Raw genomic sequence first — 20,228 nt, forward strand, 5'->3', positions numbered from 1 at the left:
ACCTTGTCCTGTCCTTGGGGCGTCAGCATAGGGATATGAGTGCCGATGAAAAGGGGGCCATTGCGCGGCCCCCCTCACGCGACCCGCTCAGGCCGCCCGGGCGCCGGCCCCCAAGGCGCATAGCGCGCGCAGGTCGGCGGCCATGGTTGCGGCGGGCTTTGGCCCGAACCATTCCAGCGACGCGGGCATGTCGGCGGGCAGCGCTGCCAGCAGCGGCCGCCAGTCCGGCGCCCCCTCCAGCAGCGGACAGATGCCCCGCCGGTCGCCCTGCGGATCGTGGATGTTGTCGGGCGCAAAGACCGACAGCCGGTCCCGCCCGGTCACCGATTTTAGGTGCAGGTGCCGCACCCAGGGCGCCAGCCGCGCGAAGGCCTCCACGGGATCGGCGCCCGATTCCCAGACATGCAGCGCGTCGAAATTCACGACGACGGCCGGATGGTCCAGCGCGCGGAGCAGGTCCAGCGTCGCCTCGACCCCATCGGCCAGGGTGCCGGGATGGGTCTCGATCGCGACCGACAGGCCGCACGCCGCCGCCATGTCGGCCACGCGCGCCAGATCGTCGCGGATCGCGCGCTGCGCGGCGGGCGGGGTCGCCGCACTGGCCGTGCCGCCCGCGAACAGCCGCAGCCGCGCGGCCCCCCATCGCCGCGTCAGGTCCAGCAGCGCGCGGGCCTCGTCGGGGTCGAAACCGGGCAGGCCCAGGGGCAGATAGCCCGCCAGCATCGGCACCGGCGCCCGCATGGGCAGGGCGCACCAGTTGTCGGCCAGCGCGCGGGCATGGGGCGCCCAGATCTCCAGCCCGTCGAACCCCTCGCGCGCGACATAGCGGGCCAGATCGGCGGCGGTCACCGACAGGTGCCGGAAGGCCACGGAACAGGCGTTGATCCTCATGCGCGGTCCTCCTGCCAGCGGTCGAACCAATGCGCCAGCGTGGCCTTGATGCCCCGCTCCAGCGCGGTCAGCCGGTCCAGATCGGCCAGCGCGGTCAGCAGGTCGCCCGCGTCGCCCTCGCGTGCGAAGGCCACGGCGCGGCGGTGGACGCCGTTCAGCCCGGCATGCAGGGCCGCGATCCGGTCGCAGCATTCCTCAAAGGCGTCGTGGTCGCGGCCCTCGATCTCTCCGAAGATGGCCAGAGCATGCTCATAGGCGTATTTCCGGATCGCGATGACCGGCAGTTCCCGCAGCGCGGGTTCCAGATCGGCGCGGGGCAGGGGGCCGGCATGGGCTTGCAGGATGCGGCGCAGCGCGTCGATCAGCGGGACGGCCTGCGCGTCGAAGGTGGCGCGATGCATCGCGGCGATCGCCTGGTCCGTCGCCGGATGCAGGCCTTCGGCGGCGAAGGCGAAGCCGCCCGCCACCGTGTCGCGCAGGAAGGCCCGGCGCAGGTCGGCGGCAGGCAGCACGCCCTCCCAACGGAAATCCGGGTCGCGCATCAGCCATTGCGCCGGATCGGCGGTCGGCTCCAGCAGCGCGTAATGGGGAAAGACGTCCTGGGCAAACTTGTTGTCGCGCTGCGGCAACAGCGCCATGTCGATCATCGGCATGACGTAGCGGCCGGGCCGCCAGTCGGCCAGCAGCGCGTGCAGCCGGTCTAGGTTCGCGGATTTCGGCGCCGCGGGGTCGTACCAGCGCGCGACGCGCAGCCCGAACAGGCGTTCGGCCCAGTCCAGATAGAAGCCGTGGTCGATCCCCGCCGCGTGATAGGACAGGCGCATGCGGTCGTCCACGACCACCTGCCCGTCCCAGAGGCCCAGATACATCGGCCGGTGATCGATGCCGCCGTGATCCTTCAGCGCCTGGCACAGGCAGCTGACGACGCAATGGACCTTGATGTCCACGGGCTCCTCCGGCGCGGGGGTGGCGCCGGCCAGGGCCAGCGCCAGGTCGCGCACGGTCATGCCGGGGGCGCGGTCGAACGTGTCCTCGGTCATGGGCACGCCCGCCTCCTCCAGATGCAGCATCAGCGTCATCAGGCCGACCGAATCCAGCCCCAGGTCGGGACCAAGGCGCGCGCCCGCGTGAAAGGCCGCCATGCGCGGGCAGGCCATGGGTCCGGCCAGGATGGCGCGGATGCGGTCCTGCAGGGCGTCGGGATCGGGGATGGGGCGGGGTTCGGTCATGATGCGGTCTCGCTCAGCAGGGTGGCGGCCAGGTCGCGGCGGGCGATCTTGCCGTTGGCGCCGCGCGGCAGGGCGGGCAGGCGGATCAGGCGCAGCGGGCGCTGGCGCGCGGAGAGGCTCGCTGTCAGATGCGCGTCCAGCACGGCCTCCGGGACGTCGCCCGCATAGGCCAGCGCCGGGCGCTGATGCGCGGCGGGGTCGGGGATGGCGAAGGCCACGGCATCGGTGATGCCGGGCAGGGACAGGGCCGCGGCCTCGATCTGGGCGGGATAGACGTTCAGTCCCGCGACATCGATCACCTCCGCCGCGCGGCCCGCGAAGATCAGGTGGCCGCGGTCGTCGATCACGCCCAGATCGCCGGTGGCGACGGGCGGGCTGCCGTCGACCGTGACCGGCGCAGGGGCGTCCCGGCCCGCGCGCAGCCGGACATGGGGCAGCGGCGCGCCCATGTCCTCCGGGCAGGAGGGGTCGGGCGCGATGGCCAGGCACCCGGCCTCGGAACAGCCGTATTGCTGGAACATGTGCCGCGCCGCACCCCGGATCGCATCGAACCACGGCTGCGGCAGGACGGTGCCCGAGGACATCACCGCGGCCTTCAGCCCGCCCGGCCCGGCCAGCCGCGCCAGCACATGCAGCAGCGGCGGCGCGGCATAAAGCAGCGGTTCCGCCACGCCCTCCAGCTGCCGCAGGATCGCGCGCGGATTGGCATGGTCCAGCACCACCGGCACCCGGCCCCGCGCCTGTCCGACCAGCACCCCGGCGATCAGGCCGTAGGAATGGGTGACCGGCGCGGCGATCACCGGCACCATCCCGTCGGCCTGGGGGAAGGCGCGGATGTAGGCGTCGATCTCGGTCTGGATGGCGGCCCAGCTGCGGGCGATGATCTTGGGCGCGCCGGTCGTGCCGGAGCTGGTCTGGATCAGCACACCGCCTGGCGCATGGGGCGCGGTCTGGCCCAGATCCTCCAGCCCCGCATCGGTCAGCCACAGATCGCAGCCCGCCCTGAGCGCCAGCGCGCGGGCCTGGTCCGGCGGGGTCTCGGGGTGGATCGGGTGGCAGGAGGCGCCCGCCGCACGCAGCCGCAGGATCTGCGCCAGACAGGCGGCGCGGTCGCCCAGCAGCAGGGCAATGCGCGTCCGCTCCGGGTCGCGGCCCGCCAGCAGGTCGGGCCAGGCGTCGGACATGGGATCGACCAGCCGGTCGTTCAGGCGGAAATGATGCGTCATTTCGGGGTCTTTCAGCGGATTGGGAACGTTGTGACTGCCCGACCCGCCCAGAAGGCGCAGCGCCAGGCTTTCGGCGGGCAGGGTCGCGGCATCGGTCGCCAGATGCGGCGCAGCGGGCCAGGCGGCGCGGCACAGCTGCCAGAAGGCGGGCTCGGGCAGGTGGCCGCGGTCGTGCAGCAGATGGGCCAGATCCGACAGGACATGGATGACCAGGCAGTCGGTCACCAGATCGCGCAGGTCGGTCGGATGCGGCATGGCGTGACGGCTGCCCAGGGGCGCATCCGCCAGGCGCGGATCGACCGCCGTCAGGTCGGGCGGCGGACCTGACAAGCAGGCATCGATATATTCCAGGCTTTCGCTGAAATCCCGCGCGATCAGGCCGGTGGGCCAGCCGTCATCATGAGTGATCAGCAGGTTCTGGCCGTGCGCCTCCAGCGCGATGCCGTGATGGGTCATCAGCCGCCAGACCGGCCGCAGCATCGCCATAAGCTGCGCGACCCAGGCCCGCGTGCCGTGCCGGGCCAGCCAGGGCGCGATCAGCGCCTGGCCGTCGGGGTCCGACAGCGACAGTGCCGACAGCGGCACGGCCGCGTCGGGCGGCGGGCTGCGCCGGATCGCGGCAAGGCGGCCCGCCAGCAGCTCCTCGGCCACGATGACCGCGCCATGTTCGCGCAGGATGCGCAAGCCCGCCAGCGCCGGATCGCCCGCCACCACGCCGGCCAGCCAGTCCGAGATCGCGGGCGCCACCGCCACCGACCACGGCACCAGATCGCGGACCGATGAGGTGACGCCCACGCCCAGGGACAGCTTCAGGTGATCGCCCCCGTCCCGTGCGGCCAGCGTGCGCAGCGACGCGGTGGCCTGCATCGCCGGGCCGTCCACGGCCAGCGGCGCGATGCGCCCCGCCCCGATCAGTGCCTGCATCCGCGCGTCGCGGCACAGGTCGCGCCATTGCCAAGGATGGACCGGGACCGCCCCCGCGGGCGCCCAGCCCTGCGCCACGTCGATGCCTGCGCGCCGCAGCAGCGCCGGATCGACGCGCAGCCAGACGGGGCGGATCGGCTGCCCGGCCTCCGGTCCGAAGGCGCGGTTGTCGGCATCGTCGAAACCGATGCGCGCCTTGAAGCCGGGGTGATAGGGGTGCCCCTCGATCAGCGCGGCCTCCAGCGCCAGCCCGGTCAGGGACAGGCGGTCGGGGCGCACCGGACCCGCCGCGCGCAGGAAATGCGCGCTGCGCTGGACGGCCGCGACCAGCGGCGTGGGGTCGTGCCCGGTTTCGGCCAGCGCCCGGGCCAAGGTCGCGATGCGCAGCGGGCGGCCTGCCGCGTCGCAGGGCCGGCCCAGCAGCCGCGGTCGGCCCGTGGCCTGCAGGCGGTGGGGCGCGCGGATCGTCAGACCGCCCAGGGTCCAGCCGCCGGGAGCGGGGGTCAGGATGCGCTCGAAGGCCAGCGCCTCGACCGTCTGGCGCAGGGCGCGATCCTCAGGCGACATGCGACAGGCTCCCGGCGTGACGGGCGGCGGGCAGCGGGTTCGGCACGCGGATCATCGGCGCGCGCTCGCCGGGGATCAGCAGCTCGTCCACGCCGCCCAGCTGCGTCAGCAGGTTGCCCTTGGCCGCCAGATGCGGCTCCGTCAGCCAGCGCCGCGCCAGCGCGCCGCCATGGCCGGGCAGGCGCGTGAGGGCCGCCAGATGCGCGGCGAGCCGGGCCATCGCCCGATCCTCGGGCATCAACCCGTCCAGCGCCATGCGGTGGATGACCGAGAACACCTGGTTCACAATCAGCGCATAGCTCAGCGCGTCCTCGGCCTCGGGGCGCGGATAGACCAGCTGGGGAATGGCGCGCAGCGTGTCGTCGGCCATGTCCTCGGCCACGTAGAAGCCTTGATTGTCGCGGATGTCGCAGCGCGTCGGCAGGCCCCGCGACAGGTCCAGCAGCGCGTTCTGCTGATGCGCCTCGACCGCGATGCCCGTCGCGTCATAGAGCCTGAGGACCGGCGCCACCGCGCAGTCCAGATAGGCGTCGAACCATGCGGCGGGGTCGAGGCCCGCCATCACCTGCGCCAGAAGCGACGCCCGTCCGGGCAGCGGCTCGGTCACCAGACCCGCGACCTGCATGACTCGGCCGCCGCGGGCGCCCCGCCACGGATTGCGGCGCAGGATCACCTCCAGCCCGGATTCCGCGCCGGGCAGATCCAGCGACAGCCAATGCGGATCGTCGATCAGCCGCATGGGACCGTGCCGGCCGTTCAGCGCCCCGATGCGCGCCGCCATGGCCGCCCCGGCCAGCAGTTCGTGACGCTTGTTCACGCGCTGCGAGTTCGTGATGGTGACCGGCAGCGACACCTTGACCTGCCACGGGCTGTCGCCGCGCCAGAGCGTGCGCACCGAGGAGGTCGCCCACCAGCCCGGCCCGACCGGACCAAGCGACCGGATGGCCCCCCGTTCGATCAGCGCGGCGATGCGGGGATCGTGGCGCGCGCGGTCCCAGGTCAGCGGATGCGCGGGCAGCAGCGCGCGTCCCGGTCCGGGGTCGATGCCCATGCCGGGCAGATCGGCCACCCGCACGGCATCCGTGGCGCGAAGCAGCCGCTCTTCGACCGACAGCGCGACCAAGCGGAGCGCGCCGCACCAGTCGGGCGTCATCGCGCGTTCCTCGGGCAGGGTCATGCCGGACAGGGCCTTGGGGCAGGGATGCATCCAGTGCCCGGTCAGCAGCGCCTGTTCGGCGGTCAGGAAATCCGGGTCCGCGGCGGGCTGGGCCACGCGCTGTGCGAGGATCGTCGCGATCCGCTGGCGGCTGGCGCGGACGCGCCGGGCCACCGCCGCGCCGGTGGGGCCGTGATCCCGCTCCAGCCGTTCTGTGATCAGCGACAGGGCGGTGGCGGGGTCGATGTCCTCGGCACCGTCGGGACCATGGCGGATCAGGCGCGACAGCCGCGGAAGCCCGCTGGCCAGCGGCCCTTGCGCGATGATCTGGATCCAGCCGCCGCCGACCGGGACCAGATCGCGCCCGCCGCCCATTTCCCGCATCCGGCAGATCAGCAGCGCACGCAGGCTGGCAAGATCGGCCGCGGCCTGCGGGTCGCCGGGTGCAGCGGGGTCGGACCATGGCAGCGCGGCGGCCTTGGGCCGGAAGGTCAGGATCGGATCGGTCGACATCATCGCAGCCTCGGGGATCGGCGGCCACGTGGGCCGGGTCGTCTCGGGGCTGGCAGATGCTGGCGCGTCCGGCCTATTATTGTTTACTGTTTAAGTCAACATATGTCTGGCGGCGGTCATCGAACCGCCACCGCCGCCTGAGGCAGACCCCAGAGATCATCGGACATCTCCGCCTCTGGCATCCATGCCACCGCGCCGAGCCGGCCGGCCTGGGCATTAAGCGCAAGCTCTGACAACACCCCCGCCGTGTCGCAGCGCACGCCCGGATCGGCCTGCGCGGCCAGCGCCGCCAGAAAGCGGGACAGGCCCTCGACCTCCTGGCGCAGCAGGTCGGCCGCCTGCAGCGACCGGGCCGCCGCGTCGCTCTCCTGCACCAGCGCGCCAAGGGCCGCGTCGATCCGGGTCAGCCCCTCGGCGATCCGCTGCGCCTCGGCGGCCGCGCGGTCCAGGGCCGCGCGCAGCGTGTCGGGGTCCACCGTCATTGCAGCTTGCCCGTCACCGATTCGATGCAGCGCAGCAGGGCCTCCTTGGTGAAGGGCTTGGCGATGAAATTGTTCATGCCCGCCCGCTGCCCGCGCTCGATCATCTCGCGGGTCGCGGTGCCGGTGATCAGGATGAAGCCGATGCGCTGCGTGCTGGGGTTCTGGCGCAGCGCCTCCAGCAGGCTAAGACCGTCCATGCCGGGCATGTTGTAATCCGAGATCACCAGATGCACCGGTGCCGCCGCCAGGCGCCGGAACGCGGCCGCGCCATCGGCCTCGTACTGGACGTTGACCAGTCCGGCCCAGTCCAGCGCCTGCTCGATCAGCGAGCGGCTGATGGTCATATCGTCGACGACCATCACATGAAGGTGCGATTTGAGTGCCATGATGTCCCTTTCACGTTCTGGCAGGCGCCGGCGTTGCGTTGCGCCGGTATTGGGTGGTCCCCGTCGGCTGGAACAGGGCCGCGGCGGGTCCGTCCAGACGCTCGGAATGGCCGATGAACAGCGTTCCCCCCTCGACCATGACCTGCGCGAAGCGCAGCCACAGGCGCTGGCGGGCGGCCGCGTCGAAGTAGATCGCCGTGTTGCGGCAGAAGATCACGTCGAACTTGCCCGAGAAGGGCCAGTCGCCATGCAGGTTCAGCTCGTCGAAGCGCATGATCTGGCGGACCTCGGGGCGGGCCTCGAAGCCCGTCGCGCAGGGCTGGAAGTATTTCCGCGCCTGCGCGGCGGGCACGGGCGACAGCGCCTCGGCGCTGAAGCGGCCCTGGCGCGAGCGTGCGACCATCTCGGGGTCGATGTCGGTCGCCAGGATCAGCACGTCGTGGCGTGCGGCATCCGGGATCGCGTCCAGCAGCGTCACCGCCATGGAATAGGGCTCCTCTCCGGAGGAGGAGGCCGCCGACCACAGCCGCAGCCGCCGACCCGCGCGTGCCAGCGGCGCCAGGGGCGGCAGGACCTCGCGCGCGAGGTTGTCGAAGTGGTGGCCCTCGCGAAAGAAGGCCGTGACGTTCGTCGTGATCGCCGACAGCAGGTGCCGGCGTTCGTGCGGCCCGTCGGGACCCTCCAGCCGGTCGCAATAGGCGCCGTAATCGCCCAGGGACAGGGCGCGCAGCCGCCGGTTCAGCCGTGCCATCAGCAGGCTGCGCTTGGATTCCGACAGGATGATGCCACTGTCCTCATGGACGATCGCGGCGATCTTGCGGAACTGCGCGTCCGTCAGGACGGGGCCCGTCGCGGCGGCCATGGGGGTGGCTGCGGCGGCTCTCACGCGTCGACCCCGTGGGCTGCGGGCAGAAGCTGCGCCAGGTCGATCTTGCGCAGGATGCGCCCGTCCTCCAGCGTGATCATGCCCACGATGAACTCGCGCGCGGGGTTCGAGGCGATGTCGGGCACGGCCTGGATGTGGTCGTCGTTGATCGGCAGGATGTCCGAGACCAGATCGGCCAGCAGCCCCACGATGCGCCCGGCATGCATGGCGATGATCACCACGTGCCGCTGCGACGGGGTGGCCGCGCCGAAACCCAGACGGGCCGACAAATCGACGACCGTCACGACCGAGCCGCGCAGGTTGATCACGCCCTTCACGTAGTCGGGGGCGTGGGGCAGCATCGTGGTGGGCGTCCAGCCGCGGATCTCGCGGACAAGGCCGATGTCGATGCAGAAGTCCTGGTCCGCCAGCTTGAAGGCCACGACGTCGCGTTTGCCGACGGAGTTATGCGAGATGGATTGCAGCATGCGTCACCCGTTCGATGCCATGGCGGCCATGCGGCGGCCCTGGTCGTTGGACATGGAAAGAAGGATTTCTTCGGGGTCGATGATCAGCGCGATCTTGCCGTCGCCCAGGATCGTGGCGGCCGAGACACCCGGCACCCGGCCGTAGTTCTGCTCAAGGCTCTTGATGACGACCTGGCGCTGATCGAAGATCGCGTCGACGCGGAAGGCGGCGCGGCGGCGGCTGTCGGTCTCGACCACGATCAGCACGCCACCGTCCTGCGGCTCGGCGGGCTGTTGCACGCCGAAGCAGGCGCAGAGATCGATGATCGGGATCAGCTCTCCGCGGTTCGACAACAGCTGCGATCCCTGGCCCACCCCGTGCAGCATCGAGCGTTCCGGTCGCAGGGTCTCCTGCACGGCGGTGATCGGCAGGACCATCGTCTGGTCGCCCAGCTGGATCAGCATCCCCTCGACCACGGCCAGGGTCAGCGGCAGCGCGATGGAAAACGTCGTGCCTTCGCCCTCGGTCGACTGGATCATCACCCGGCCGCCCAAGTTCATGATCTCGCGCCGGACGACATCGAGGCCCACGCCCCGGCCCGACAGGGCCGAGACCTCGTCCTTGGAGGAGAAGCCTGGCAGGAACAGCAGCTGGTCGATCTCGGCCGGCGAGAGGTTCGCCCCCGGCGCGACCAGGCCGCGATCCTCGGCGATCTGGCGGACCTTGGCGCGGTTGATCCCGCCGCCATCGTCCGAGACCTCGATCTGCACCCGCCCCGAGCGATGGGCGGCCGAGAGCGTGATCGTGCCCTCCTGCGGCTTGCCGCGGCGCTGGCGCGTGACGCTGTCCTCCAGCCCGTGATCGACCGAGTTGCGGATCATGTGGGTCAGCGGTTCGACCAGCCGCTCGATCATGGTCTTGTCGACCTCGGTCTGCTCGCCGACGGTGACGAGGCGGACGGGCTTTCCGGTCGCGTCGGCGGCCTCGCGCAGGATGCGGTGCATGCGCTGGAAGACCAGCTTCAGCGGTTGGGCGCGGATCGCCATGACGCTTTCCTGGATGTCGCCGGCCAGCTGCCGGATCGCCTCCAGCCCCGCCACGACGTCGGGCTGTTCGTGCAGGCCGGCGGTCTGGATGACCTGCGACAGCATGGCCTCCTTGATGACCAGCTCCCCGATCATGTTCATCAGCCGGTCGACCCGGTCCAGCGCAACGCGGATCGTGGGCGCCGCCTGCTCGGCCGGGGCCTGCGTCGCGGCGCGGGGTGCCGCGGGCGCGACGGCCGCGGCCTCGGTCGGCGCCGTCGCGGGCGGGGCCATGTCCAGCGGCATGTCCGGCGCGGCGGGGATGGCATCGGCCTGAGGGTGATCCGGCGCGGGCGCGGGACGGATCGACAGCCTGCAGCAATCCTCGACGAACTCGAAGACGCCCATGATGTCGGCCTCGGTCACGTCCGCGTTCATCGTGACGTCCCAGGACAGGGCGGGATGATCGGGCGACCAGTCCTCCAGCGGCGCCACGGCCTCGGCATTCGGCATGACGCCGGCCGCGCCCAGCTTGCGCAACGCGCCGATCAGGGCGACCGGGTCGTTGCCCGACCGGTACAGCTGGAACCCCGGCGTCATCTGCACCAGAAGCCCCGCCGCCATCTCCGGTGCCGGCTCGATGTCCATCGCCAGCGGCATGCCAAAGTCGAGCGTGATCGGCGTGAAGGTGAAGGCCGTGTCCTCGTGGGCCTCGGGTTCGATTAGGCAGGACAGCTCGGTCATCAGGCCGTCGATCTGCGCCTCGTCGGGCTCCCGACCCGCACGGGCGGCACCGACAAGGTCGGTCAGGCAGTCCGAACAGCGGTGCGACAGGGCCATGATCTGCGGCGTCACGTCGATCCGGTCCGAACGGACCAGGTCCAGGACCGTCTCGAAGCGATGCGCGAAGCTGACCAGCGTGGCGAGGCCAAAGGCGGCCGCACCGCCCTTCACGGAATGGACCGCGCGGAACACGGCGTGAACGGTCTCCTTGTCGAAGCCCGGCTCCTCCATCTGGCGCAGCCCATTGGCCAGCACCTCGAGAAGCTCGTCGCATTCGACGAAGAACATGTCGCGGAATTCGTCCATGTCGGCCATGTCAGCGCCCCAGAACCTTGTCGATGACGGCGATCAGACGCTCGTCCTCGAAGGGCTTCACGATCCAGCCGGTGGCCCCGGCGGTGCGTGCGCGTGCCTTGAGGTCGGCGCCGCTCTCGGTGGTCAGGACCAGGATTGGAACCTCGGCATAGGCACCGGTCGCGCGGACGTTCTCGATCAGGCCGAAGCCGTCCATGCGCGGCATGTTGATGTCGGTGATGATCAGGTGGGGGTCGGCCTCGCTCAGGGCGCCGACGCCTTCGACGCCATCGGCGGCGAGGAACACCTCGAAGCCTGCATTGCGCAGCGCCTTGGAGACAAGCGCGCGGATGGTCGGCGAATCATCGACCGCCAGGATACGGGTCGTCATGCGGGTCCCCCGGTTTGAAGAAGTTCGACCGAGGCGCCGACAGCCTCGAGCGCGGTCACGAACGGGTCCGAGGCGTCACGGATCGACAGCGCCTTGCCGTCCATCTGCCACTGCTTGCGCGCCGAAATCAGCATCTCGATCGCGAGGCCTCCCATGCGCCGGACCTGCGAGGCGTCCAGAACCGCATCCGCCCCCCGCTGGTCCAGCAGGGTGCGCTGAAGCGCGAGGACGGCCTTGCGGTCCATCGTCTCGGGCAGGGGCAGGGCGTGCATCTGATCCACCTCGTTCATCCATCGGCTTCCCCATCGCTAGCAGCCAACCCTTAAGGAAAGGTTGCCCGAAGCGAATTATCGCATCCGATCCAAGTCATTTCGAAAGAACGATTTTTTAACGTTTCCGCGCCATTTTTCACGAGCCCATACCTGGAGTCTGTCCGTGCCCCACCCGGTCCTGCTGATCGTCGATCCCGACCCCGCCCGCCTGTCCGCCCTGCTGCGCCGCTGCGACGACCGCGCCGCCACCGTGCTGGGCGCCGCGACCCCGGGCGAGGCCTATGTGCTGATTGAATTGCATCTGCCGCGCCGCGTGGCCGTCGCGGCGGAATTTGCCGAATCGCTCGAGTTCGAGGCCTTGGCCGACATCCTGACGATGATCGATGCCGAGGTGATGATCTTCGGGCAGATGCGCCTGGCCTTGGGGGGCTATCCGGTCTTGGCCGGGCTGGAGCAGATGCTGGCGCGGCTTCTGGGCGGCGTCTCTCCGCTGCGCGCGGTCCCTGTCGCGGCGGTCCGTGGCACGGATGCCCGGCCCACGGGCGGCGCCGATCCGGTCGGATCGGTGATCCTCCTCGGCGCCTCGACCGGCGGCATCACCGCGCTGGAGACGGTCCTGTCGGGATTTCGCGCCGACTGCCCGCCGACGCTGGTGGTCCAGCACATCCGGCCCGGCTTTGCCGAGGGCCTGGTGCGCCGTCTGGACCAGCTGCTGACCCCTCATGTCGTTGCGGCCCAGGACGGTGCGACGCTGCGCCGCGGCGTGATCTATCTGGCCTGCGCCGCCGACCGGCATTTGGGGCTGGGCCTGCGCGGCGGTTTGCGCGCCCGGCTGGTCGCGGGGCAGCCGGTCTCGGGGCACCGGCCCTCGGTCGACGTGCTGTTCCGGGACGGGGCTGCCGTGGCCGACAGGCTCGACGTGCGCGCGGGCCTGCTGACCGGCATGGGTGCGGACGGCGCGCAGGGGATGGCCGCGCTGCGGCAGGCAGGGGGGTACACTATCGCCCAGGACCGCGAGACCTCGGTCGTCTGGGGCATGCCGCGGGTCGCCGCCGAGATCGGCGCCGCGACCGAGATCCTGCCTGTTGCGCGCATCGGTGCCGCGCTCCTGTCTCGAGAGCCCGCCCGCAACCGGAGGACGTCATGATCCGCCAGGCGGGCGACCGCGTAATCCATGTCGTGCAGGGCGAACATGCCATCAGCGACAGCCCCGACGTGGTGCTGACCACGGTACTGGGCTCCTGCGTATCGGCCTGCATCATGGATGCCGAACGCGGCATCGGCGGGCTGAACCATTTCCTGCTGCCCGATGCGGGACCGGGCGGTCCCGACATTCGCTATGCCGCCGCCGCGATGGAGGTGCTGGTCAACGGGCTGATGCGGCGCGGCGCGGTGCGCGGACGGATGCGCGCCAAGCTGTTCGGCGGCGCGCGGATGATGGCGGGCCTTCCCGACATCGGTCAGCGCAACGCCGATGCCGCGCGCCGCTTTCTCCAGGACGAGGGCATCGCCCTGGTCGCCAGCGACCTCTGCGGGACGCAGGCGCGCCGCATCCGGTTCTGGCCCGTGATCGGACGCGTCCAGTTGCACCTTCTGGGCGAGGCGCGCGTCGGCCTGCCCGAACAACCCATGAAGCAGCGCGGCGGTGACGTCGAATTGTTCTGACCCTTGGCGCGGCGGCCCTGGCCGCTTGCGTTCCCGGACCGCCGGACACGACCGGCCGTCAACTCGGAGAGGTTGCCTATGCTGAAGAACGTCAGGGTCCCCGCACCACTGCCCTGGCGGCCATCATTCACCACGACTGCAGCGAACGTGGCTGGGAACGGACCTCGGCCGAGATCGCCGCCGATCTGGTCGCGCGCTACCCCGCCCCGCGCAGCTGGGGCATCAAGCTGCCTGACCATCTTCCAGAGACGCATCCCGACTTCATCGCTGCTTGGGCCAATGCCGAGGCCCTTGGCGGCAAGGCGCCGTCAAAGACGCCCGCGGGGACTATCGCGGCCGAGGTCGAGGCCATGCTTGCCACGGCCCAATACAAGTCGTTCTCCAACACCTATCGCCACGAGGTTCGCCGTGAGGCTGACGCCATCCGGGCGTCCTACGCCAAGGCACCTATTGCAGGCTTGCGGGAACATCACATCTCGGCCGACCTGGCCAAGCTGGCCCCGAGGCAGGCAAATGCGCGCCTGAAGACTTGGCGCCTTATCTGCAAGTCGGCCAAGGCGCGCGGCGTGATCCGATCAGACCCGTCCAGTAGCCTTAGCAAGACGCAGATCGACACAGCGGGATATGCCAGCTGGTCTGATGCTGACATCAGCGTGTTCCGTGTGCGCTGGCCGATCGGAACCGTCCAACGTGCCTGCTTTGAGATGGTCTTCTGGAGCGGGGCAAGGACGGTCGACGCCGTCCAGATCGGCCGTCAGCACCTGGGTCGCGATGGCCTGCTTGTGTTTAGGCAAAGCAAGACTGGCGGCATCGCGCATGTTCCTTGGACATCTGTCCTGCCAGCATTTGCGGCCACCTGGAAAGCAGAGCGGGATCAGATGCACGCGTCCCTGGAGTGCCTGGCAGGAGGAATGACCTATCTGCAGAGCGCGCGGGGTGCGTCCCGAAGCGTGAAGGGCTTGGGCAACGTGATCAACGACGCCGCGCGCGATGCAGGCTTGTCTGATCGCACTGCACACGGGCTGCGGAAAGCACGGCTGACAATGATCGCGGAGCACGGCGGATCTGCGCATGCCATCATAGCATGGGGCGGCCACAAGATGCTTGCCGAAGCGCAGCGATACACGAAGTCAGCTCAACTGAAACGCTTGGTTTTGGGAACGGAACAGGACCAGAACGAAGAAAATCCGGTCGATATTCCCGGAAAACTTCAAATAAAGCAACGCTATTTCAATGCCTTGCTGCGGCGGTGGTAGGCCCGGCAGGCATAACAGAACCTAAGAAAATACAGTAAAATCAACTGCGATGTGTCCCACTTCCAGCTCAATCCAACCCTATTAGATTCAATAGGTTAGGGTAGGCGGTGTCCCACGATTACCAGTCAATTCCCGTCATGCGCTGCATGGCCAGATCGGCCAACCGGTCGCGATCGGCGCCTGCTGTATAGATTTCGCTTGTCTTGGCATTCGAGTGGCCATGCACGCTCATGACCTCGTATTGGCTGGCGCCGTTCATCGCCAGCAACTCACCCGCCGACTTCCTGATACCGTGCGCCGACAGCCCCGTCAGTCCAGCTTGCCGCGTCCAATCCGCGAATCGGTTCCCGAACGCGTTCTTGCTGGCGAACGGCCTGCCGTGTTCCGTGAGCAGATAGGTTGCGCCAACGATAGTTTGCGCCCGGATGGCCGCCTGCAGCGGCGGCAGCATCGGTATTCTGACCCGAGAACTGCCGCGCTTCTCCGGTTGCCAGTCAAGCCAAGTCGCCCCGTTGCGCTGAATTTCATTCGCTCGGCCGAGGCGATAGACGTCGCCGAGGCGGCATGCTGTGAACATCAGGAGCGAAAGGGCCAGGTGAGCCATCGTGCCTTTGGGGTGGCGCTGACGGTACTTCAGCAGGTCATCCGTCGTCCACGCCGTTGTCCCGGTGCCGCGATTGATCTTGCCGATGCCGGCGGCCGGATTGGCCTTGCAGTGGCCGCGTTCGGTACCCCATGCATACATAGCGCGCACCGCCTTGATGAAGTTGTCGGCGGCCCCGGGCGTTGCTGCCTTCTTATCCCTTAGCAGGATCAACTGCGACTGCGGCATTGCAGCGCTGTACTCACCCACTTCGGACGCCAGCCAAAGCAGAAACTGGCCACGCTGCTGGACCGTCGCTTTGTGCAGCTGGCCCATTTCCTCCATGTCTTTCATCGCTGCGCGATATAGGTCTACGAGCCATCCGATCGAGCCCTTGATTGCGCTCGGGGCATCATCTTCAGGCGGAAGTTGGATCCCTGCGCGAGCGGCATGGTAGTGTTCACCAAAGCGCGGATGTTCGGGACCGGCATTCAGAAGGATACGGGTCCTCTTGTCGCCTGCCTTCCTGACGCGCCAGCGCACCGTGCCGGATGGCAGGACTTCGCGGAGCAATCCGGGATACTGCAGGCGCATGGGGTCACTCACTGGGCCATTCCTTTGGGGCCACAAGATCAGAGTGGGGCGTTTCCGACGCAAGGGTTTTCGGAAGGATTCGAACTCGGCCAGGTTCAATGATGATTTCGCCGACTGGAATGCCCGCGCGAGTAAGGCAGTCCAGTGTCCGGGCCATGTCCGTTGAAGATACTGCACGAGGTCTGCCCATCAGATCAGTACCTCCTGTCGTGGGTCGATCCGGTCCATGAGCCGGAAGTCGGGATGTAGCTTGGGATGGGCTGGGCCGCGCGGGTCGCGCCGGTCCCAGATGAACCAGGCGTTGCGCTGCGCCGGGTTGCCCTCTCCGGTGAAGTCCAGCTTCCAGCGCATGAGGTAGCACCAGCTGAACGGATGCTCGTCCAAGAGCGCGCCCAGGCCGTTCGTCCGGCCTGCGGGCCAGTCCCATGACAGCAGCAGCGCCAGATAATACCATCCGGGCAATTCGAGCGTGTGACGCAGCCAGCGGCCCCGGCCCTTGCTGCTGATCTCGCAGAAGGGAGGGTTGGTGATGATCGCCCCCGCCGGGCTCCGGCGCGCGGCGTAGAAGTCGGCGACGCTGCTGTCCGGGCATCCGCGGTCAATCAGGTCGCTGGCGATGCAGCGCAGCCCCAAGGCGCGGATCTCGCGCACCAGCGCGCCGTCGCCGCAGGCAGGCTCCCAAACCTTGCGGCAATCCCGAATCCTCTGACCGTCATAGGCAAACAGCGCCCGGATCGCTTCGGGCTGCGCGGTCGGATAGAAGTCCTCGCCGCGCCGCTCATGTGCGGGCGCCGGGCGCGTCTGATCGGGCAGGTCAGCGAACATGGCGCCTGCAGCGGGGGCCTTCCCACGCGCGCGGCCGGAGATCGCCTTGAACAGTGGCTTGGCGGATGCGGGGCGAGTCATCGGCTGCACCCTTCGAACGGCATCTGGTCCCAGACCTGGCCGTCGAGGCTGCGCCCGGCGCGGGCCTTTCCCGCCCGCCGGACGGTAACGCCATCCGGGAAGGTATGGCGCGCCCCCGCCCCCTCGATCTCCGGCACCGGCACCCATTCCCCCCACTGCTTGAAATGGAATGCCACGCCTCGGCTGCTGCACTGATCGCGCAGGCTTCGCGCCCAGTCCGGGTGCATGGGCCGCGCGCGGGGTCCGCTTTCCCCTCCCACGATGATCAGGCGCAGCGCGGGCTGAAGCAACCGAGGCGGGCCGATCGCGCCGCGGCGCTTGATCGTGACCGGCCTAAGCCAGGGGCCCATATCATCAATCGGGCCCAGCAAGGGTTCGATAGACAGGAAATGCGCCACGGCGGGCACGTCAAGAAGAGATGGCACATCGCGATCTGCTTCCGCCTGATCGGTGACCGTGCAGCCAAGCCAGACGTTTGGCCAGCCGGTGCCCCAGTCCGGGGGCAGCATTCTGGTGATGTTGCCCGGTCGCTTGGTCAGCAGCATCCAGTCCAGGTTGGGCGTTCGCCGGATCAGATCCCAGAGCTGCAGGCGCCATGCCGGGCTGATTGAGAAGTGGTTGTCGAAGACGTCCGCCAAGCTGGCGCAGAAGACCCGCCGCCGCGCGCGAGCTGCGGCCGCATCCCGATCCCATTTGACCGGCTTTGCCCAGTTCGCGGGGGCTGTGCGCGACCGCGCCGCGTGCGGACCCCATTCCACGCGGCCATAGCGCGTGGCCATCATGTCCTCGGCATAGCAGTTGTCGCAGCCGGGTCCGACCTTCTGGCATCCGATCCAGGGGTTGAAGGTGTGGTCGGTCCACTCGATCTTGCTGTTCTCGGCCATCATGCGCCTCCAGCCTGCTTGATATCGGCGGCGGTCAGAAACGCCTGCCACGCTGCCTGCAGAGCGTCACGCGCATCGGTTTCCGTCTTGGCAACGCCCTCGGCCGGCCACGACCGACCGTTGACCCAGAGGCGCCACGTCCAAGGGTTGCGGCTTTGGATCTTCCCAAGGGGCGGAAACACGGCGCCGATGTCGATCTGGCCCGATCGGGCCAGTATGCGGCTGTTCGGATATTCTTGGTGCCAGGTGACGGTCATCTGCTGACCGCCTTCCTGTCGCCATTCTTCGCAATGTCGGCGGCGATGCTGTCCCGATCTTCGCGCAGTTCGTCTTCGGTCAGGTCATAGCAGCCGTCGGCCTCGCCCTTTTCCAGCACCTCGTCCATCTGCCGCAGCACGTCGGACAGCATCGGCGCATGTTCCACGCAAAGGACGCAGCCGTCTGTCGTGTGACAGCACTTGTCGCCCTCGTGGATATCCACGCCGCAGCTTTCGCAGTTGCCGATGGGCTCGGGGGCGTCTTCGACGACCGCACCCCCGTTCTGCGAGAGGGCCGCGCGGGCGGTCGCCCCGGCCGCCGCATCAGCGCGCAAATAGTCCAAGTCAGGATGCAGGGGATCGACCAGAGCCGTCAGAAACGCCCTGAGCATTGCGTGGGTGGCCTGATCGTGGTCGTAGCCTTGCCGATAGGCTTCGCTGGCGAACGATGCCGCGCGGGCCAGAGCATCCGACTGCGCCTTGGTTTTCGGGTTGATCGGTGCGCCCGACATGAAGCTGTCCAGCGAGGCAAGGGCACCAGCCGCCGCCGCCCGCAGATCGTCGGCAGGCTGCGGGGCCGGGGCGGGCTGCGAGAGGGCGGCTTCCATTGCCTGCATCAGATCGCTGTGCACGATCAGGCACTTTTCACCGTCATCAGCCTGGATGCTGACATCGCGCCCGTTCTTCGACTTGTAGGTCGAGAACGCGCCGTCGATCACCGCTTGCGCCGTCCGCCGCAGATCGTCGGCGGGCTGCGAGAGGGCGCTGCGCTGCAGGGCGATGAGTGCTGCATCGTGCGCCGCTGACCATCGCTTTGAGGTATGACCCGAGCAGGAGTAGGCCGCGCCCTTCGCGCGATACTCCGGGACGACCTGGTCTGCGATCTGCACGGCCAGGGAGTCGTTGGTCTGCTTTTCGGCGATCATAGGTCTCTCTCCTTCGCCTTGATGGAGACGCCGCGCCGCTCGGCCGCTGCGATCCAGTTGGTGAATGCCCCGTGCAGTCCGGCCGTGCTGGTCGAGCTGATGCGGTGCATGGTGATGCGGTTGCTGTCCGGGCGCAGGCCGATGCGCGCGCCGTAGGTCTCGGTCAGGTACCGGCCCAGTTCTTCGGCCGCGGCGCGGTGGGCGCGGTGCTGGTCCATGATGTCGCCACCGTTGCGGGTGTCGATCTTCGGCAGGGCCGCCAGCCGCTGGCGCAGGTCGGCGATAGTGTCCTGGAGCATGTTCATGACGCACCCTCGACCTGGTCGATGTTGCCGCGCTGGACGGTGAAGCTCAGGGCGCAGACCCACGGGTTGCAGTCCCATGCGTCAGCGCCATGCAGGCTGTTCCAGAGGTCGCGGAACCAGTTCCGCGGGTCCGGTCCATTCTGCATGTTCGGGAACGGGCAACCCTCCGACATGGCATCGCCCCGGCTGATGTCCTGCAGCCGCTGGACCCGCACGTCGGTGATCTGCAGCGTGATCCGGCTGGCCCACCGGGGCATGTGGATCGAGGGGCGCCACGGATAGCCGCGGGCGTGCGCGTCCATGCCCGCAAGGGGGTCTGTCGCGGAATAGCGCAAATCGCATACTGGGCTCTTGGTGGGCAGGTAGTCGCCGTAAGATAGGCCCTGCCAGCTTTCCCGCACCCATACCCGATCACCAGCGCGCCAAGACGACGCGAAATCGTGCCAGCTTGCAGCGCGCCGGTCATCAGGATCGCGGTCGGCCAAGATGTAGCCGCCTTCGCCATCATCCCAGCCCCAGCAGGCGGGGTCTGCGGTGCAGCCGCGCGGGCCAATGTAGTCCGGCCGCCTGCCGCCAAGGGTCAGCGCCCGCCGCGTCTGAGTCTTGCGACCGTTCAGCAGTGCGCGGACCATCGGCGCGGAAAAGATCAGGGGGCGGTCAGTCATGCCACCAGCTCCACATCATCGAAGCCGCGGCCGCCGTCCAGGGCGGCAAGCTCCTCGTCCATCGCCAGCGCCTTGGGCGTCCCCTGCATCACCGGCGTTCCGGATCCGCGCAGGCGGCTGGTCCAGCCCTTGTGGCGGGCGACCCGGGCGACGTGATGGGCGGTGATGCCCCAGCTGCGCGGCGCGGGATAGCGCGCGACCAGATCCGCGGCGATCTCGGCCGAGGTGCGTTCCCAGCCATGCTCGCTGCAGTCGTGGTGGATGATGGCCGCGAGGGCCATGGTGAGGGGATGGGTCATGCGAGGCGCCCCCACATCTGATCGGCAATGTCCGACAGTGGGGCGATCGGCGCCAGCTGGACCGACAGCACGATCTGCGCCCGGTCGCGGGCCTCGATGATGCGGCAGACCTCGGCCGCCAGCCGGTGGATCAGCAGCATGTCGATCGGGGCATTCCCGCCAAAGCGCTCGGTCACCTCCAGCAGGGCCACCGCGATGCAGTCTCTTTCGTCCTGGGTCAGGCAGGGCATGTCGTCACCTTCTGGCTGTGCGCGGCGTGGCGCGCGAGATGGGCGTCGATGTCGGCGTGGGCGCGCGACAGGCTGCGGGCGGTGCCGTGGCCGTCGGTCGCGTCGTGGGTCCAGCTCCAGACGCCGCCCGGCAGGTCGGTCAGCATCAGGGAAGCCCCGCGATAGGTGCTGGCGCTGTGGTTCATG

General features: G+C 69.1%; 24 protein-coding genes. 3 read left to right on the forward strand and 21 right to left on the reverse strand.

The window, feature by feature from the left end:
• Positions 1 to 87 precede the first annotated feature (87 nt).
• The 11 genes from AC2SGK_RS03125 to AC2SGK_RS03175 form a co-directional block, all read right to left on the reverse strand.
• Complete coding sequence (locus AC2SGK_RS03125; protein WP_488322128.1) at positions 88 to 891, reverse strand: sugar phosphate isomerase/epimerase family protein; 804 nt, start codon at positions 889 to 891, stop codon at positions 88 to 90.
• Positions 888 to 2,120, reverse strand: coding sequence for a DUF6005 family protein (locus tag AC2SGK_RS03130; protein ID WP_488322129.1), 1,233 nt, complete (start codon positions 2,118 to 2,120; stop codon positions 888 to 890). Before AC2SGK_RS03130 ends, AC2SGK_RS03125 begins: the two co-directional genes overlap by 4 nt.
• Positions 2,117 to 4,837 (reverse strand): IucA/IucC family protein, encoded by a 2,721-nt coding sequence (locus tag AC2SGK_RS03135; RefSeq protein WP_488322130.1) that lies wholly within the window; start codon positions 4,835 to 4,837, stop codon positions 2,117 to 2,119. The genes AC2SGK_RS03130 and AC2SGK_RS03135 overlap by 4 nt, the downstream gene beginning before the upstream one ends.
• Positions 4,827 to 6,506, reverse strand: coding sequence for an IucA/IucC family protein (locus tag AC2SGK_RS03140; protein ID WP_488322131.1), 1,680 nt, complete (start codon positions 6,504 to 6,506; stop codon positions 4,827 to 4,829). Before AC2SGK_RS03140 ends, AC2SGK_RS03135 begins: the two co-directional genes overlap by 11 nt.
• A gap of 116 nt (positions 6,507 to 6,622) precedes the next feature.
• Complete coding sequence (locus AC2SGK_RS03145; RefSeq protein WP_488322132.1) at positions 6,623 to 6,988, reverse strand: hypothetical protein; 366 nt, start codon at positions 6,986 to 6,988, stop codon at positions 6,623 to 6,625.
• Positions 6,985 to 7,374 carry a response regulator gene (locus AC2SGK_RS03150; RefSeq protein ID WP_488322133.1) on the reverse strand — a complete coding sequence of 130 codons (390 nt, stop codon included), beginning with the start codon at positions 7,372 to 7,374 and terminating at the stop codon, positions 6,985 to 6,987. Before AC2SGK_RS03150 ends, AC2SGK_RS03145 begins: the two co-directional genes overlap by 4 nt.
• Positions 7,375 to 7,384: 10 nt before the next feature.
• Entirely contained in the window at positions 7,385 to 8,260 is an 876-nt protein-coding gene (locus AC2SGK_RS03155) for a CheR family methyltransferase (protein ID WP_488322134.1), read from the reverse strand.
• Complete coding sequence (locus AC2SGK_RS03160; protein WP_411837098.1) at positions 8,257 to 8,727, reverse strand: chemotaxis protein CheW; 471 nt, start codon at positions 8,725 to 8,727, stop codon at positions 8,257 to 8,259. The genes AC2SGK_RS03155 and AC2SGK_RS03160 overlap by 4 nt, the downstream gene beginning before the upstream one ends.
• 3 nt (positions 8,728 to 8,730) lie before the next feature.
• Entirely contained in the window at positions 8,731 to 10,830 is a 2,100-nt protein-coding gene (locus AC2SGK_RS03165) for a chemotaxis protein CheA (protein WP_488322135.1), read from the reverse strand.
• A 1-nt stretch (position 10,831) separates the two neighbouring features.
• Complete coding sequence (locus tag AC2SGK_RS03170) at positions 10,832 to 11,200, reverse strand: response regulator (protein WP_488322136.1); 369 nt, start codon at positions 11,198 to 11,200, stop codon at positions 10,832 to 10,834.
• Positions 11,197 to 11,490 (reverse strand): STAS domain-containing protein, encoded by a 294-nt coding sequence (locus tag AC2SGK_RS03175; RefSeq protein WP_488322137.1) that lies wholly within the window; start codon positions 11,488 to 11,490, stop codon positions 11,197 to 11,199. The genes AC2SGK_RS03170 and AC2SGK_RS03175 overlap by 4 nt, the downstream gene beginning before the upstream one ends.
• 145 nt (positions 11,491 to 11,635) lie before the next feature.
• Between AC2SGK_RS03175 and AC2SGK_RS03180 the strand changes: the two genes are divergently transcribed.
• The 3 genes from AC2SGK_RS03180 (at position 11,636) to AC2SGK_RS03190 (ending at position 14,393) form a co-directional block, all read left to right on the forward strand.
• The gene (locus AC2SGK_RS03180) at positions 11,636 to 12,619 is read left to right on the forward strand and encodes a CheB methylesterase domain-containing protein (protein ID WP_488322138.1); all 984 of its coding nucleotides are present in this window, start codon (positions 11,636 to 11,638) and stop codon (positions 12,617 to 12,619) included.
• Positions 12,616 to 13,137 (forward strand): chemotaxis protein CheD, encoded by a 522-nt coding sequence (locus AC2SGK_RS03185; RefSeq protein WP_488322139.1) that lies wholly within the window; start codon positions 12,616 to 12,618, stop codon positions 13,135 to 13,137. The genes AC2SGK_RS03180 and AC2SGK_RS03185 overlap by 4 nt, the downstream gene beginning before the upstream one ends.
• A 350-nt stretch (positions 13,138 to 13,487) precedes the next feature.
• Positions 13,488 to 14,393 carry a site-specific integrase gene (locus tag AC2SGK_RS03190; RefSeq protein ID WP_488322140.1) on the forward strand — a complete coding sequence of 302 codons (906 nt, stop codon included), beginning with the start codon at positions 13,488 to 13,490 and terminating at the stop codon, positions 14,391 to 14,393.
• Positions 14,394 to 14,511: 118 nt separating this feature from the next.
• On the opposite strand, the gene AC2SGK_RS03195 is transcribed toward AC2SGK_RS03190, so the two are convergent.
• The 10 genes from AC2SGK_RS03195 to AC2SGK_RS03240 form a co-directional block, all read right to left on the reverse strand.
• Positions 14,512 to 15,570, reverse strand: coding sequence for a tyrosine-type recombinase/integrase (locus AC2SGK_RS03195; RefSeq protein WP_488322141.1), 1,059 nt, complete (start codon positions 15,568 to 15,570; stop codon positions 14,512 to 14,514).
• 189 nt (positions 15,571 to 15,759) lie between these two features.
• Positions 15,760 to 16,395 (reverse strand): hypothetical protein, encoded by a 636-nt coding sequence (locus tag AC2SGK_RS03200; protein WP_488322142.1) that lies wholly within the window; start codon positions 16,393 to 16,395, stop codon positions 15,760 to 15,762.
• Positions 16,396 to 16,472: 77 nt separating this feature from the next.
• Positions 16,473 to 17,360: a phage Gp37/Gp68 family protein gene (locus AC2SGK_RS03205; protein ID WP_488322143.1), complete on the reverse strand. Its 888-nt coding sequence runs from the start codon at positions 17,358 to 17,360 to the stop codon at positions 16,473 to 16,475.
• Positions 17,360 to 17,617 carry a hypothetical protein gene (locus AC2SGK_RS03210; RefSeq protein ID WP_488322144.1) on the reverse strand — a complete coding sequence of 86 codons (258 nt, stop codon included), beginning with the start codon at positions 17,615 to 17,617 and terminating at the stop codon, positions 17,360 to 17,362. The genes AC2SGK_RS03205 and AC2SGK_RS03210 overlap by 1 nt, the downstream gene beginning before the upstream one ends.
• Positions 17,614 to 18,543, reverse strand: a complete 930-nt coding sequence (locus tag AC2SGK_RS03215) for a hypothetical protein (RefSeq protein ID WP_488322145.1) — start codon at positions 18,541 to 18,543, stop codon at positions 17,614 to 17,616. The genes AC2SGK_RS03210 and AC2SGK_RS03215 overlap by 4 nt, the downstream gene beginning before the upstream one ends.
• Positions 18,540 to 18,848 (reverse strand): hypothetical protein, encoded by a 309-nt coding sequence (locus AC2SGK_RS03220; RefSeq protein ID WP_488322146.1) that lies wholly within the window; start codon positions 18,846 to 18,848, stop codon positions 18,540 to 18,542. Before AC2SGK_RS03220 ends, AC2SGK_RS03215 begins: the two co-directional genes overlap by 4 nt.
• Positions 18,845 to 19,513, reverse strand: a complete 669-nt coding sequence (locus AC2SGK_RS03225; RefSeq protein WP_488322147.1) for a hypothetical protein — start codon at positions 19,511 to 19,513, stop codon at positions 18,845 to 18,847. Before AC2SGK_RS03225 ends, AC2SGK_RS03220 begins: the two co-directional genes overlap by 4 nt.
• On the reverse strand, positions 19,510 to 19,812 hold the full coding sequence (locus AC2SGK_RS03230) for a hypothetical protein (RefSeq protein WP_488322148.1): 303 nt from the start codon (positions 19,810 to 19,812) through the stop codon (positions 19,510 to 19,512). The genes AC2SGK_RS03225 and AC2SGK_RS03230 overlap by 4 nt, the downstream gene beginning before the upstream one ends.
• Positions 19,809 to 20,042: a hypothetical protein gene (locus tag AC2SGK_RS03235; protein ID WP_488322149.1), complete on the reverse strand. Its 234-nt coding sequence runs from the start codon at positions 20,040 to 20,042 to the stop codon at positions 19,809 to 19,811. The genes AC2SGK_RS03230 and AC2SGK_RS03235 overlap by 4 nt, the downstream gene beginning before the upstream one ends.
• Positions 20,030 to 20,227 carry a hypothetical protein gene (locus AC2SGK_RS03240; protein WP_488322150.1) on the reverse strand — a complete coding sequence of 66 codons (198 nt, stop codon included), beginning with the start codon at positions 20,225 to 20,227 and terminating at the stop codon, positions 20,030 to 20,032. Before AC2SGK_RS03240 ends, AC2SGK_RS03235 begins: the two co-directional genes overlap by 13 nt.
• Between the last annotated feature and the right edge of the window lies 1 nt (position 20,228).

This window comes from Paracoccus sp. NIOT.M2S5SZ12 (assembly GCF_057748165.1).

Excerpts from the sequence above, each read along its gene's own strand:
- AC2SGK_RS03125 (WP_488322128.1), bottom strand. The coding sequence starts at position 891 with ATGAGGATCAACGCCTGTTCCGTGGCCTTCCGGCACCTGTCGGTGACC.
- AC2SGK_RS03130 (WP_488322129.1), bottom strand. The coding sequence starts at position 2,120 with ATGACCGAACCCCGCCCCATCCCCGATCCCGACGCCCTGCAGGACCGC.
- AC2SGK_RS03135 (WP_488322130.1), bottom strand. The coding sequence starts at position 4,837 with ATGTCGCCTGAGGATCGCGCCCTGCGCCAGACGGTCGAGGCGCTGGCC.
- AC2SGK_RS03140 (WP_488322131.1), bottom strand. The coding sequence starts at position 6,506 with ATGTCGACCGATCCGATCCTGACCTTCCGGCCCAAGGCCGCCGCGCTG.
- AC2SGK_RS03145 (WP_488322132.1), bottom strand. The coding sequence starts at position 6,988 with ATGACGGTGGACCCCGACACGCTGCGCGCGGCCCTGGACCGCGCGGCC.
- AC2SGK_RS03150 (WP_488322133.1), bottom strand. The coding sequence starts at position 7,374 with ATGGCACTCAAATCGCACCTTCATGTGATGGTCGTCGACGATATGACC.
- AC2SGK_RS03160 (WP_411837098.1), bottom strand. The coding sequence starts at position 8,727 with ATGCTGCAATCCATCTCGCATAACTCCGTCGGCAAACGCGACGTCGTG.
- AC2SGK_RS03165 (WP_488322135.1), bottom strand. The coding sequence starts at position 10,830 with ATGGCCGACATGGACGAATTCCGCGACATGTTCTTCGTCGAATGCGAC.
- AC2SGK_RS03170 (WP_488322136.1), bottom strand. The coding sequence starts at position 11,200 with ATGACGACCCGTATCCTGGCGGTCGATGATTCGCCGACCATCCGCGCG.
- AC2SGK_RS03175 (WP_488322137.1), bottom strand. The coding sequence starts at position 11,490 with ATGAACGAGGTGGATCAGATGCACGCCCTGCCCCTGCCCGAGACGATG.
- AC2SGK_RS03185 (WP_488322139.1), top strand. The coding sequence starts at position 12,616 with ATGATCCGCCAGGCGGGCGACCGCGTAATCCATGTCGTGCAGGGCGAA.
- AC2SGK_RS03190 (WP_488322140.1), top strand. The coding sequence starts at position 13,488 with ATGCTTGCCACGGCCCAATACAAGTCGTTCTCCAACACCTATCGCCAC.
- AC2SGK_RS03195 (WP_488322141.1), bottom strand. The coding sequence starts at position 15,570 with ATGCGCCTGCAGTATCCCGGATTGCTCCGCGAAGTCCTGCCATCCGGC.
- AC2SGK_RS03200 (WP_488322142.1), bottom strand. The coding sequence starts at position 16,395 with ATGTTCGCTGACCTGCCCGATCAGACGCGCCCGGCGCCCGCACATGAG.
- AC2SGK_RS03205 (WP_488322143.1), bottom strand. The coding sequence starts at position 17,360 with ATGGCCGAGAACAGCAAGATCGAGTGGACCGACCACACCTTCAACCCC.
- AC2SGK_RS03210 (WP_488322144.1), bottom strand. The coding sequence starts at position 17,617 with ATGACCGTCACCTGGCACCAAGAATATCCGAACAGCCGCATACTGGCC.
- AC2SGK_RS03215 (WP_488322145.1), bottom strand. The coding sequence starts at position 18,543 with ATGATCGCCGAAAAGCAGACCAACGACTCCCTGGCCGTGCAGATCGCA.
- AC2SGK_RS03220 (WP_488322146.1), bottom strand. The coding sequence starts at position 18,848 with ATGAACATGCTCCAGGACACTATCGCCGACCTGCGCCAGCGGCTGGCG.
- AC2SGK_RS03225 (WP_488322147.1), bottom strand. The coding sequence starts at position 19,513 with ATGACTGACCGCCCCCTGATCTTTTCCGCGCCGATGGTCCGCGCACTG.
- AC2SGK_RS03230 (WP_488322148.1), bottom strand. The coding sequence starts at position 19,812 with ATGACCCATCCCCTCACCATGGCCCTCGCGGCCATCATCCACCACGAC.
- AC2SGK_RS03235 (WP_488322149.1), bottom strand. The coding sequence starts at position 20,042 with ATGCCCTGCCTGACCCAGGACGAAAGAGACTGCATCGCGGTGGCCCTG.
- AC2SGK_RS03240 (WP_488322150.1), bottom strand. The coding sequence starts at position 20,227 with ATGAACCACAGCGCCAGCACCTATCGCGGGGCTTCCCTGATGCTGACC.